We start from the raw sequence: 13219 nt of genomic DNA on the forward strand, positions 1-13219 counted from the left end.
GCTGGATCATCCGGAAGGGCTCCATGGCGAGGATGGCCGCTCAAGTCAGGGAGGCTATTGTGACCTTGACCGATCGGTCAACTTGCAAGATGGGCACGGATCGGTCGCTCCGCAGGGGATCGGGATGGCGAAGCACGCGGAAATGGCAGGAAGCGATGCGGGCGACGGCAGGCCTGCCTCGCGCGAAGGCAAACGCCAGGCGCTGCGGGCGCAGATCCTGCACGCGGCGGAGCGTGTCTTCGCGGAAGCGGGCTTCGCCGGGGCCAGCATGTCGGGTCTCGCCGAGGCCGCCGGACTGCCGAAGGCCAACCTTCACTACTATTTCGGCACCAAGGAAGGGCTCTACCGGGCGGTGCTGGACGACATCCTGACGCTCTGGCTTTCCGCAACCGACGACATCCGCCCCGACAGCGACCCAGCCACGGCGCTCACCGCCTATATCCGAGCCAAGATGCGGCATTCGCGCCTGCGGCCCCACGCCTCCCGCGTCTTCGCCAACGAGGTGCTGCACGGGGCGCCCCAGCTACACGGCTTCTTCGCGACGGAGCTGCGGGAGCTCGTGGAGCGGAAGGCGAGGGTGATGGAGGGATGGATCGCCGCCGGGCTGATGCGCCCGGTCGATCCGAGGCATCTGTTCTTCTCCCTCTGGGCCATGACCCAGACCTATGCGGATTTCGCGGCGCAGATCGCGCCGGTGCTGGGCATCCCCGAAATGGATGACGAGGCCTGCGCGGAAGGGGAGGAGACGGTCCTGCGCCTCATCCTCGGCGCCTGCCTGCCACGGGCCAAGTCATCACTCTAAGGCGAAAAAGCCACAGGGATCACTAAAGATTCCCGAGGGGAACAAATGGTTAATACAACCTTTGCGATGCAACGAGGCCAATGATACACCCGTAATGTGACGAAGATCCTTGGGAGCCCCCTTGGCGAGCAAGATTACGCGAAGGAAAGCCATCTGGGCGATAGGTTCTTTCGGCGTCTCGCGTGAGGCGAGGGCGGCTTCTCCGCGTCGCCCCGCATCCGACGATTTCGCGGCGGGCTGGAACGCCTTCGCACGCCATTTCCTATCGTCCGAGGGCCGGGTGGTCGATACGGCCAATGGCGGGATCACCCACTCCGAGGGTCAGGGATGGGCGATGCTCTTCGCCTTCCGGGCTGGCGACCGACCGCGCTTCGGTCGGATCGCCGACTGGACGCGCGAGAATCTCCGCCACGCTTCGCACGGCCTGCACGCCTGGCGCGGCACGGGCAGCGACGGCAGCGAGGACCCCAACAACGCCACGGATGGCGACCTGTTCATCGCCACGGCGCTGATCCTGGCCGGCGAGCAATGGGGGCGGCCGGACTGGCGCGCGAGCGGTCTCGCCACCGCGCAGGACATCCTCCGGATGCTGCCGCGACGGGTCGGCGGGCGGCTCGTCCTGCTGCCGGGGCTGCAGGGCTTCGAGCGAGGCGGGGAGGTCATCGTGAATCCCTCCTACTACGCCTTCCCGATGCTGCGCGTCCTCGCGCGGGCGCTGCCCGATCCGCTCTGGCTCGACCTCGCCACGGATGGGCTGGCCCTGCTGCGGGATTCCTGCTTCGGCGTCCATGGCCTCCCCGCGGACTGGGTGGCGGTGTCGCAGGCGGATGGCCGCGTGACCCCGGCGGAAGGCTGGCCGGCGCGCTTTTCCTACGACGCCGTGCGGGTGCCGCTCTGGCTCGGCTGGGCCGGGCTGGTGGACGAGCCGGGGCTGCGCGGCCCGGCGGCCTACTGGGCCGAGGCGCCCCACCCGCCGCCCGCCTGGGTGGACCTGCGCAGCGCGGAAGCCGCACCGATCCCGGCGCTGCCCGGCATGGCGGCCGTGGCCGATCTGGCGATGCGCCGTGCCGGCCTGGCCATGGCGGCCAGCCAACCGGACGGCGCTTCCCGCGCCTCCCGGCGGGACAGCAATCCTCCCGCGTCCCTGCGGGACGACAACTACTACTCGGCGGCGCTGAGCCTGCTCGCCGCCCTGGCGGATCGCCCGGCATGAGCACGCCGGCCGGCCCCTTCGCCCTTTGTACTGCACGTGGCCCAAGCCGGTCGGGAGGCGCCTCGCATGGATGGCAAGTCTGATGTGTTGCGCGTGGCGGAAGCCCTGGGCGCGACGAGCCTGAGATACCGGAACTTCAGCAACGAGGCCGTGCGGCGCGATCCGCCGCCCAGGACGGTGCCGGAGGAGGCGCCCCCGCCGCCCGAGGCCGCGCCGGCTGCCGCTCCGCTTCCGCCGGCCGCAGCACCCCCTCCGGCGGCGCCCGCCCCGGCGATGGTCGCCCCGGCGATGGCCCCCTCGGCGGTGCATGCGGCGCCGATGTCCGCGCCGCCGGAACAGGCCGCGTCGATGCAGGCCCCTGTCCAGCCGCCCCCCAATCCGGCTCCGCCGCCGTATCCCGCGCAGGCCCCTGCGCCGTGGCAGGGCCCCGGCCAGGACCAGCCCCGCATGGCCGTCCCGCCCCCGTTCCCGGCCTCGTCGCCGGAATACACGCCGCCCACGCCGGCATCCTGGCCGTCCGCGATGCCCTGGAACGGCGTTCCGGACGGCTTCCAGGGGCGTCCACCGGCCTGGCCCGCCGCCGCGCCACCGCCGGTACCGCAGCCGCCACGGACGGAACACCCCATGCCCTATCCGCCGGCCCCGGCCCCAACCCCGGCGCTGGCGCCGCAGTGGCCGCCCGTCGCTCCGGCCTACCCGCCGCCGTTCCAGGGCAGCGGCCCCGCTCCCGGCTTTCCTTTCCCGGCGGCGACTGGCTATCCGCCGCTGCCCGTTCCAGTCCCGCCCGCCTCCTGGCCGCCGGGGGGCGAGGCGGGCTTCGCCGCGGCGTCCCCGCCATCCCCGGTCGCGCCGGGTTGGCCGGAGCCACCGCGCGACGCCCCGGCCGTATCCTGGCCGCCGCCACCTTCCGCCACGCCACAGGGCCCTGTGCCCATGGCCGCAGGCCATCCCCGGCCCGCACAACCGCCGCCGCAGGCCGCCGAGGCGGATTTCGCGCTCTTCACCGCCGTAGACCGCGCCATGGCGGACCTGCGTGCCTCGGTGAACGCCTCGCAGCCGGCCGCCGGCAGCCTTTCGGAGCTGCTGCGCGGCATCGCCAACGCGACGGCGCCCCATCCCTTCTCTCCGGACCAAAGGTAGGCCGAGCGTGCCGCTGATCTGCATGGCATCGCCGAAGGGCGGGGTGGGCAAGACCACCCTGGCGGCGAACATCGCCCACAGCCTTTCCCGGGCCGGGCGCCGCGTCCTGGTCATGGATTTCGACCCGCAGAACGCGCTGCGGCTGCATTTCGGCATGCCCCTCGGCGACCAGCTCGGCTGGGCCTCGGGCATGCCCGACCGGTCCGACTGGCACAGGGCGCTGCGGCAGACGGCCTCGGGGGTGGCGCTCCTGCCCTTCGGCATGATCGACTTGGCGCGGGCGCTGGCGCTGGACGGGCTGCTCGGCCGCCAGCCGGAGCTGCTTCTCGGCCCCATGCGGGCGATGCTGGCCGACGAGACCCTGCTCATCATCGCGGACCTGCCGCCCGGCCCCTCCCGCAGCCTGGCGCTGCTGGCGCCACTGGCGAACCTCGTGGTCTGCGTCCTGAAGGCGGAGGCGATGAGCGCCGCCCTGATGCCGGAGGTCGAGAGCGGCCGCTTCTCCGGCATCGGCATGGGCACCGTCGATACGCACCGGCTGCGGGTGGTGATCAACGAGGTGGACCTGCAGTCGCGCCTGTCCCGGGCGGCCGCGGAAGCGGTGGCGCGGCATGCCGGCTGGCGGCTGCTGGGCGCGGTGAGCCGGGACGAGGCGGTGATGGAAAGCCTCGCCTGCCAGCGCCTCGTGGCGGACCAGGCACCGCAGTCCCGCGCCGCGAACGACCTGCGGGAGGTGGCGCTGGCGATCGGCGCCTGCATCCCCGTCCAGCAACAGTCCGTGCCCGCCGGCATGTGGGGGGGACGATGAGCCGTCTTGCGCAGTTCTTCGAACGCCTCTCGCGCGGCCGCGCCGGGGCGCTCCTGCTCACGGCGGCGGGGCTGCTGCTCGCCCTGCCCTTCGTGGTGGCGCCGCTGGAGGCGCAGCAGCAGGCCTGGCTGGCGGTCGCCTGCTTCCTCGTCTTCCTGCTGGGCTCGCGCCTGAAGGGAAGGGGGGCGAACTTCTTCTTGGTCATGCTCTCGGTGCTGATCTCGGCGCGCTACCTGTACTGGCGCCTGACCGACACGCTCGACTTCTCGGGCTTCTGGGCGCCCCTCCTCGGCATGGGCCTGCTGCTGGCTGAGCTCTACGCGGTGATCGCGCTGCTGCTCGCCTATCTCCAGTCGATCTGGCCGCTGGAGCGCAAGCCGGTGCCGCTGCCGGAGGACCCGGCGGAATGGCCGGTGCTCGACATCTTCATCCCGACCTACAACGAGCCGCTCTCGGTGGTGAAGCCGTCCGTCTTCGGGGCGCTGGCCATGGACTGGCCCAGGGACAAGATGAACGTCTACATCCTCGACGACGGGCGGCGCGAGGAGTTCCGCGCCTTCGCCGAGGATATCGGCTGCGGCTACATGATCCGCCCCGACAACAAGGGCGCCAAGGCCGGCAACATCAACCACGCCCTGACCAGGACGAATGGCGAGTTCATCGTCATCTTCGACTGCGACCACGTGCCGGTGCGCGCCTTTCCGCAGATGACGCTGGGCTGGATGCTGCGCGACCCGAAGATCGGCATGCTGCAGACGCCGCACCACTTCTACAGCCCTGATCCCTTCGAGCGGAACCTCGCCTCCGGCCTGCGTGTGCCGAACGAGGGACTGCTCTTCTACGGCCTGATCCAGCAGGGCAACGACCTCTGGAATGCGACCTTCTTCTGCGGCTCCTGCGCCGTGCTGCGGCGGACGGCGCTGGAGGAGGTGGGCGGCGTGCCGCACCAGACGGTGACGGAGGACTGCCACTGCTCGCTGAAGATGCAGCGGCGCGGCTGGCGCACCGCCTATATCCGCCTGCCGCTGGCGGCCGGTCTCGCGACGGAGCGCCTGGCCCTGCATATCGGCCAGCGCATGCGCTGGGCGCGCGGCATGATCCAGATCTTCCGCGTGGACAACCCCTTCCTCGGCGGCGGCAAGCTGAACTGGACGCAGAAGTTCTGCTACGTCTCCTCGATGTGGCACTTCATGTTCCCGCTGCCACGCTTCGTCTTCCTGACCTCGCCGCTGGCCTTCCTGATCTTCGGGCAGAACCTGATCGCGGCCTCGCCCCTGGCCATCGCCGCCTATGCCGGGCCGCATGTGATCCACGCCGTGGCCACCAACAGCCGCCTGCAGGGCTCGGTGCGGCATTCCTTCTGGTCGGAGATCTACGAGACCGTGCTGACCCTCTGGTTGCTGCCGGTCATGCTGGCCACGCTGCTCGATCCCAAGAAGGGCAAGTTCAACGTCACCGACAAGGGCGGCGTGTTGGATGAAGGCTTCTTCGACGTGCGCGCCGTCTATCCCAATGCCGTGCTGGCGCTGGTGATGTTCTGCGGCCTGGTCCTCGGCATCTGGGGGCTGCTGAGCAGCGGCACGGGCACGCTGGCCTTCCAGGCCTATGCGCTGAACACGCTGTGGCTGTCGCTGTCGCTCTTCATCGTGCTGGCCGGGATCGCGGTGGGGCGCGAGCGGCGGCAGGTGCGCGAACGCGCCCGCGTCTCGGCACGGCTGCCGGCCTCGGTGGTGCTGCCGGACGGCCGGGTGCTGGAGGGGCACAGCGTGGACCTTTCGCTGGGCGGCGCGGCGATCGAGGCCGCGGCGCCGGACAACCTCGCTCCTGATCAGGCGCTGATGGTGGAACTGGCCGTGGGCCCCGACCGCGTTTCCGTGCCGGCCCAGGTGCTGCGCTGGCAGAACAACAAGCTCCAGCTCCGCTTCACGCCTCAGAGCCTCCGCGACGAGGGCAACATCACCCGCGTCGTGCTCGGCCGGGCGGATAGCTGGGTGCACTGGGACAGTGTCCGCCGCGACCGTCCGATGCGCGCGCTCTACGAGGTCGGCGTCAGCATCCGCGGGCTGTTCCGCGGCGACAGCCAGCTTTCCCTGCGGCGCAACCGCCGCCCGGTGCCGGGCAAGGCCCGCCCGTCGCAGGCGCGGAACGCCGCCGTGCTGATCGGGCTGGGCCTCGGCCTGGGCGCGAGCGCGGCGGCGGCACAGCCCGCGGCCTCGCCGCCGCGCCCGGCGGCGAGGCAGGGCGCGCCGGCAACGGCCCCGTCCCCGGCATGGCCATCCCCCGACCTGCCCGTGGCGGCCGAGCCACCGTCCGCCGCCCCGTCTCCGGCGCAGGACCCGGCCCAGGCGACGGTCCAGGGCGCGCCCGGCGCTACCCCCGGCGCCGCGGTCCCGGCCGCCGCGTCCCAGGGCCGGGTGCTGCGCCGCACGCTGCGCGATCTCGGCCTGCAATCCCCGATGCAGCTGCGCGGCCTGACCGACCTCCAGGGCGTCCTCTTCGGAGTGCGGGAGGACGAGGTGGTGACGGGCGCGAAGCTCGTGCTGCGCGGTGCCACCAGCCCGGCCCTGATCCCGGAACTGTCGCAGATCGCGGTGACGCTGAACGAGCAGTTCGTCGGCGCCATCACGCCGGAGCGTGCGCGGCCGAGCTTCGGACCGCTGGAATTTCCTATCAACCCGGTCTTCTTCGCCGACACCAACCGGCTGAACTTCCGCTTCACCGGCCGCTATGCGGCGGAATGCAACGATCCGCTCTCGGGGCTGCTCTGGTCCACCATCTCGGACCAGTCCGTGCTGGAGCTGACCACCGAGCGCCTGGCCATGCCGCGCGACCTGGCACGGCTGCCGGCGCCCTTCTTCGACCGGGTGCAGCTTCGCGTGCCGCTGGTCCTGCCCTTCGTGGTGCCGGCCGATGCCAGCAACGACGTGGCGCGGGCGGCGCTGATCGCCTCCTCCTGGTTCGCGGTGCAGGCGGATTACCGCGGCGCCAGCTTCCCGGTCTCCAGCGCCCCGCCGACCCGGGGCAATGGCGTGGTGGTGGCAGTGGGCGCGGATTCCGTGCCCGGCGTGGCGCTGCCCCGCTTCGAGGGGCCGTCCCTGGCGCTGGTGCCCAACCCCACCGACCCGGAATCAACCCTGCTGGTCATCGGCGGCCGCACCGGGGCCGAGGCTGTCGCCGCCGCGCAGGCGCTCGCCGTGTCGAGCCAGGGGCTGTCGGGCGAGGCTGCCATGGTCTCGGCGCCCGATGTCCCGGCGCGCCAGCCCTACGATGCGCCGCGCTGGATCCGCACGGAGCGTCCGGTGCGCTTCGGCGAACTGGTGGACCCCTCGGAACTCCAGTCCTACGGCTTCGCGCCCGGCAACATCGCTGTGCCGTTCCGCACCGCGCCCGATGTCTATACCTGGCGGCAGCGGCCCATCCCGGTGGACCTCTTCTTCCGCGCGCCGCCGGGCCCCGTGGCGGACCTCCAGGTTTCCCGCCTCGATGTCTCACTGAACGGCAACTACCTGAAATCCCTGCCGCTGCGGGAGGGCGACCCGGCCTGGCCCTGGAACTGGGTCGCGCGGCAACTGGGCGTGAATTTCGGTGAGGACCGCGGCTCCGGCTCGGCCGGCCTGCCATCCTACCTGGTCTTCGGCCTGAACAACCTGCAGATGCGCTTCGACATGCGGCCGCTGAACCGGGGCGAATGCACCGCCATCCCGGGCGACATCCGGGCCTCGATCGACCCGGACAGCACGATCGACCTGTCGCGTTCCTACCGCTTCACCGCCCTGCCGAACCTCGCCTTCTTCGCGGGCTCCGGCTTCCCCTACACCAAGCTCGCGGATCTTTCCGACACAGCGCTGGTGCTGCCGGACCGCCCGACCTCGCTGGAACTCTCCAACGCCATGGGGCTGATCGGGCGTTTGGCGGCCAATACCGGCCTCCCGGCCCTGCGGCTGGCCATCGCCCATTCCGGCAGCCTGGAGAGCGTGGCGGACCGCAACCTGCTGGTGGTCGGCGCGCTCAACCGCGTGCCCGCCCTCTCGCGCCTGCTGCGGGACAGCCCGGTCCATCTGGAGGGCAACCGCCTTCAGGTCTCGCTGCCGGGGCCGCTGGAGAACTTCCGCAACTTCTTCCTGTCGGATGACCGGCTGCGCGACCGCACGCGGCTGAACGCCGTCGTGTCCGGCCCGGGGGATGGCCAGGGCATCATGATCGGTGCCGAGAGCCCGCTGCAATCGGGCCGGACCCTGGTGGCGGTCACCGGCACCACGCCGCAGGGCGTCGAGGCCATGCTGAACGCGCTGGGCGACCCGGACCAGTTGCCGCGCATCCAGGGCGATGTCGCCTGGCTGGCCGGCGGGCGGATCGAATCCTACCGCATCAGCCCGACCTATCCGGTGGGCAGCCTGCCGATCTGGCTCTGGCCGCAGCTCTATCTCGGCAACCGGCCCGACCTGGTTCTCCTGCTGGCGGCGGGCGCGGCGCTGCTGCTGGCCATCCCATCCTACTGGATCATCCGGCGGCGCGTCGCGGCCCGCCTCAGGGCCCAGATCTGATGCTGTTTCGTCGCTCCAGGCCGTACCTCGCGGCGCTGCTCCTCGCCTCCACGGCGCTGCCGGCGACGGCCTGGGCCGAGGACCGCGCGATCCAGGTCCTCCTCGACCAGGCGAACTACTGGCGCGGCCAGGGCCGGCCGGACCAGGTGGTCCGGACGCTGGAGCGCGTGCTGGCCGCCGATCCCGACAATGTCGCGGCACTGTCCGGCCTCGCCCAGGCCCAGGCGCAACAGGGCGACCGGGCCGCGGCGGACCGCACCCTGGCGCGGCTGCGGCAGGTCGCGCCCGGCAATGCCGTGGTGGGCAGCACCGAAACCCAGCTCCGCGGCGCCTCCGCCGACCCGGCACAGGTGGCCGAGGCGCGGCGGCTGGCGCAGGCGGGGCAGAACGCGGCGGCGGTGGCGCGCTACCGGCAGATCTTCGGCGGCGATACCCCGCCGGATGTCTTCGCGCAGGAATACTACCAGGCCCTGGCCGGGGCGCCCAACGGCTATGCCGAGGGCCGCGACGGGCTGAAGCGGCTGCTGGACCGCAATCCGGGCAACCGGACCCTGCAGCTCTCCTATGCCCAGACCCTGACTTGGCGCGAGGGCTCGCGCGCGGAGGGCGTCCGCCTGCTCCGGCAGCTTTCCCAGAGCCCGGACATGGCACAGCAGGCGCGGAACTCCTGGCGACAGGCGTTGAGCTGGGACGGCGCCAACGCCTCGGCCATCCCGGGGCTGGAAGCCTATCTGGAGCGCTATCCGGACGACCAGCAGGCGCAGCGGCAACTGGCCGAGGCCCGCAACCCCACCCGCACCCCACAGGATGAAGCCGGGGCGCAGCGCCAGGCGGGCTTCGAGGCGCTGAACGGCAACCGCATCGCCGCGGCGGAGACAGCCTTCCAGGCGGTGCTGCAACAGTCGCCCGAGGATTCCGACGCACTCGGCGGGCTGGGGCTGGTGCGGCTGCGCCAGGGCCGCAACAGCGAGGCGAAGACCCTGCTGGCCCGCGCCATCGCCGCTGATCCGCAGCAGGGGCGCCGAAAATGGGGACAGGCGCTGGATGGCGCCAGCTATGCCGGGGTGGTCAACACCGCGCGGTCACAGATCGCCCGGGGGCAGGTGCAGCAGGCCGAGGCGACGCTGGAGGCGGCGGTGCGCCAGGGCGGCGCGGAACAGGCCGATGCCCAGACGCTGCTAGGCGACATCCTGATGCGGCGGGGCGACGCGGCGGGGGCGGAGAGGCGCTACCGTGCCGCCCTGGGCCGCCGGCCCAATTTGCCCGGCGCCCTGTCCGGGCTCTACGAATCCCTGCAGTCCCAGGGCCGGATGGCGGAGGCGGAGGAGCTCGCGGCGCGGCAGGGAGGCACCTTCGCCAACAGCCTTGCGGCCTCGCGCGCCGAACAGATCCGGGCGGAGGCGCAGCGCAGCGCGGACCCGGCGCAGGCGGTGGCCCTGCTCCAGTCTGCCTATGCCTCCAACCCGGAGAATCCCTGGGTCCGGCTAGACCTCGCCCGCGCCATGGCGCGGCAGGGGCGGGGTGCGGAAGGGCGGGCTCTGATGCAGGAGCTGGTCCAGCGCAGCGCCAGTGCCGACAACCTCTACGCGGCGGCCCTCTTCGCGCAGGAGGAAGGCCGCGCCAGCGAGGCGGCTTCATTGATCGAGCGCATCCCGCTTCGCCTGCGTTCGGCCGATGCCAGCCGCCTCCTTCGTGCCACCGCCGTGCAGAGCGAGATCGCGGCCGCGGCGGAACCCGCGCGCTATGGACAATACGATCTCGCACGGCAGCGCCTGATGCAGATCGTCGCGCGCCCCGATCCCACGGGGGAGACCGCCGCCCAGGCGGTGCGCGCGCTGAACGCGGTGGGTGACACGCGCGGTGCCGTGGAGCTGGCCCGGATGGCCGTGGCGACCAACGGCAAGGCGGCGCCGGCCGGGCGCATCGCCCTGGCGGATGCGCTGCTCGATGCCGGGCAGGGGGCCGAGGCCGCCGCCCTGGCCGCCAGCCTGGCGGCGGACCCGCGCCTCACGGCGCAGGACCGGCAGCGCCTGGGCGGCTTGCAGACGGGGATCGCCATCCGCGAGAGCGACCGGCTCAACGAGGCGGGCGACCAGGCCGCGGCCTATGACCGGCTCGCCCCCGCGCTGAGTGCCAAGCCGCAGGACCCGGACGTGAACCTCGCCTTGGCGCGGCTCTACCAGGGGGCGCAGGACCCCGCGCGGGCGCAGGAAGTCGCCGAGGCGGTGCTGCGGCGTGATCCGCGCAACGCCGACGCCCGGCTGGCGGCCGCCAGCGCCGCCATCGCGCGGGGACAGACGCGCCGGGCCGAGGAGCTGCTCGCCGAGGGACGCACGCTGACGCCCAACGACCCCCGGGTCGCGGTGGTGGAGGCGCAGCTCGCCCGGGCCTCCGGCGACACCCGGCGCGCGCAGGCGGCGCTGCAACGGGCCGAGGAGCTCCGGCGGGCCCAGCTCAGCGGCACCCAGGCGGCGGTTCCGGTCCTGGCGGCGCAGCCGGCCACGATGCGGGGCCGGGGTACGGCGAATCCCTTCCAACAGGTGGCTCTGGCGGGCGGGGAGCCGGCCATCCTGGCCACGGCCGCACCGGCCGCGGCCAGCGACCCCCTGCTCGGCGACATCCAGCGCCAGCTCGCCGAGGTTCGGGAGGAATCCGCGCCGCGCATCGGGCCGAACTTCGCCGGGCGCTTCCGCTCCGGCAGCGGCGGCCTCGACCGGCTACAGGAATATTCCGGCGGGGCCGAGGCCTCGGCCGCGATGCCGGGGATCGGCGGGCGGATCGCCGCCCGCGCCCAGCTCTACAGCATCGATTCCGGCTCGATGGACCAGAGCACGGGCAACCTGCGCCGCTTCGGCACCAATCCGCTGGTGCTGCCGGGGGCCAGCGAGAGCGTCTCCGCCGCCACGGCGGCCCGGCTGGTGCCGAAGGACACCACGGCCTCCGGCGTCGCCCTCGGCCTCGCCTACACGCGGGGCGAAAGCCTGTCGCTCGATGTCGGCTCCACGCCGATCGGCTACCGCGTGCAGAACATGGTGGGCGGGCTGGAGCTCGCCCCTTCGCTGAACGGCAACCTGCGCCTGCGCCTGACCGGCGAGCGCCGGGCCATGACCGACAGCCTGCTCGCCTGGGCCGGGCAGCGCGACCCGGTCACCAGCCGGGTCTGGGGCGGCGTGGTGCGCAACACCGGGCGCGGCCAGTTCGAATGGAGCGCGGGCCGGGCGAATTTCTATGCCGGCGGCGGCTACTCGCAGGTCGAGGGCAAGGGGGTCGCGGACAACAACCGGATCGAGGCCGGGGCGGGCATGAGCTATGCCTTCTTCCGGCGGCCGGACGAGGAACTGACCAGCGGGCTCGACCTCGTCTATCTCTCCTACGACAAGAACCTCCGCTTCTTCACCCTGGGCCAAGGCGGCTATTTCAGCCCGCAGAACTATGTCGCGGCGAATATCCCGATCGACTACCGCGCCCGGATGGGGAACCTCTCCTACCATCTCGGCGGCCAGATCGGCCTCGCGCATTTCAAGGAGGATCGCTCTCCGCTCTTCCCCAACGACCCGGCCCTGCAGGCCCAGGCCGAGTCGCGGGCGGCGGCGGATTCCACGCAGAGCGCCTATTACAGCGGCCAGACGCAGACCAGCCTGGTTGGCGGCGTGCGGGCGGATGCGGAATACGCCATCACGCCGCAGTTCAAGGTCGGCGGGCTGCTCCGCTACGACCGCGCGGCGGACTGGAACGAGGTGCGCGCCATGCTCTTCGCGCGCTACCGCTTCGACTGAGCCGGATGGCGCCGGGGTCAGCGCCCCCGGGGGCCGGGCGGGGCTTCGCCCAGGCTCCGTTCCTCGGTGCCCAGCGCCTCCGCCAGTCGGACCGTGGCGCTGCCAGGCTGGGCGGGCTGCTGCTGGGTCGGAGCCGGCGCCCAGCCGGTCAGCGTCAGGAGGCGCAGGGTGACGGGCACCGGCTCATCCGGTGCTGCCCCCCCCGCCAACCGGGCCAGTGCCGCCGGGAACAGTGCGCGCGGCACCGGGCGCGAGTCCCGGGCCAGGACCGCGTTGGTTTCCCCGGCCGCACGCAGGTCGCGCAGCAGGGCGAGCGGCGAGCGATAGGCGAGGCGAAGGGTCTCCGCATCCGCCACCGGCAAGGCGAACCCCGCCCGCTGCAACAGGGCCGCGCCGTCCGAGACCTCCGGGAAGGGCGAGACACGCGGCGAGACGCCGCCACGCAGCGCCTCCTCCTCGGCGGCCAGGGACTCGCGCAGGTTCTGCAGGGTGCCCAGCGCCGGGACGCTGGCCAGGAAGAGTCCGTCCGGGCGCAGCGTGCGCCGGATCTGTACCAGGGCACCGGGAAGGTCGTTCACCCAGTGCAGCGACAGGCTGGCCACCACCAGGTCGAAGCTGTTCTCGGCGAAGGGCAGCCATTCCTCGTCCCCGGCGACCGGCAGGCCGCCAGCCTGCCGCGCCAGGGCCACGGACATGTCCATGGACACCACCTGTCCGACGCCGCGGGCGTGCAGCCGCGGCGCCACCACGCCCCGTCCGCCGAGGTCGAGGGCGCGGTCGAAGCGCAGCGTGAAGTCGTCCAGACGGTCCAGCAGCCGGTCGGCGGCTTCTTCCAGGATGGGGGCCACCCGACTCAGGCTTCCGGCGGAGCGGTCGCGGCGGAGGCGGTGGAGGTGGCGGTCGAAGACCTGATGCGGCGCGGACATGCAGCGGCAG

7 protein-coding genes are annotated in these 13219 nt (G+C 72.5%); 6 read left to right on the top strand and 1 reads right to left on the bottom strand.

The window, feature by feature from the left end:
- Window positions 1-124: 124 nt before the first annotated feature.
- From RGI145_RS07480 to RGI145_RS07505, 6 genes are all read left to right on the top strand, one after another.
- Entirely contained in the window at window positions 125-802 is a 678-nt protein-coding gene (locus RGI145_RS07480; RefSeq protein WP_075797863.1) for a TetR/AcrR family transcriptional regulator, read from the top strand.
- Window positions 803-1082: 280 nt separating this feature from the next.
- Window positions 1083-2015, top strand: a complete 933-nt coding sequence (locus RGI145_RS07485; protein ID WP_418314497.1) for a family 8 glycosyl hydrolase — start codon at window positions 1083-1085, stop codon at window positions 2013-2015.
- A 933-nt stretch (window positions 2016-2948) separates the two neighbouring features.
- Complete coding sequence (locus tag RGI145_RS24965; protein WP_156878465.1) at window positions 2949-3155, top strand: hypothetical protein; 207 nt, start codon at window positions 2949-2951, stop codon at window positions 3153-3155.
- A 7-nt stretch (window positions 3156-3162) separates the two neighbouring features.
- Window positions 3163-3963 (top strand): cellulose biosynthesis protein BcsQ, encoded by an 801-nt coding sequence (gene bcsQ / locus RGI145_RS07495; RefSeq protein WP_075797866.1) that lies wholly within the window; start codon window positions 3163-3165, stop codon window positions 3961-3963.
- Window positions 3960-8507, top strand: coding sequence for a UDP-forming cellulose synthase catalytic subunit (gene bcsA, locus RGI145_RS07500; RefSeq protein ID WP_075797867.1), 4548 nt, complete (start codon window positions 3960-3962; stop codon window positions 8505-8507). Before bcsQ ends, bcsA begins: the two co-directional genes overlap by 4 nt.
- Window positions 8507-12283 (top strand): cellulose biosynthesis protein BcsC, encoded by a 3777-nt coding sequence (locus RGI145_RS07505; RefSeq protein ID WP_075797868.1) that lies wholly within the window; start codon window positions 8507-8509, stop codon window positions 12281-12283. Before bcsA ends, RGI145_RS07505 begins: the two co-directional genes overlap by 1 nt.
- Window positions 12284-12300: 17 nt before the next feature.
- Here the strand turns inward: RGI145_RS07505 and RGI145_RS07510 are convergent, their stop codons facing one another.
- Entirely contained in the window at window positions 12301-13209 is a 909-nt protein-coding gene (locus RGI145_RS07510; protein WP_075797869.1) for a methyltransferase domain-containing protein, read from the bottom strand.
- Window positions 13210-13219 lie beyond the last annotated feature (10 nt).

This window comes from Roseomonas gilardii (genome assembly GCF_001941945.1).
GTDB lineage: Bacteria > Pseudomonadota > Alphaproteobacteria > Acetobacterales > Acetobacteraceae > Roseomonas.

What these genes read in the sequence shown, in the direction of transcription:
- RGI145_RS07480 (WP_075797863.1), top strand. Translation starts at nt 125, where the DNA reads ATGGCGAAGCACGCGGAAATGGCAGGAAGCGATGCGGGCGACGGCAGG.
- RGI145_RS24965 (WP_156878465.1), top strand. Translation starts at nt 2,949, where the DNA reads ATGGCCGCAGGCCATCCCCGGCCCGCACAACCGCCGCCGCAGGCCGCC.
- bcsA (WP_075797867.1), top strand. Translation starts at nt 3,960, where the DNA reads ATGAGCCGTCTTGCGCAGTTCTTCGAACGCCTCTCGCGCGGCCGCGCC.
- RGI145_RS07505 (WP_075797868.1), top strand. Translation starts at nt 8,507, where the DNA reads ATGCTGTTTCGTCGCTCCAGGCCGTACCTCGCGGCGCTGCTCCTCGCC.
- RGI145_RS07510 (WP_075797869.1), bottom strand. Translation starts at nt 13,209, where the DNA reads ATGTCCGCGCCGCATCAGGTCTTCGACCGCCACCTCCACCGCCTCCGC.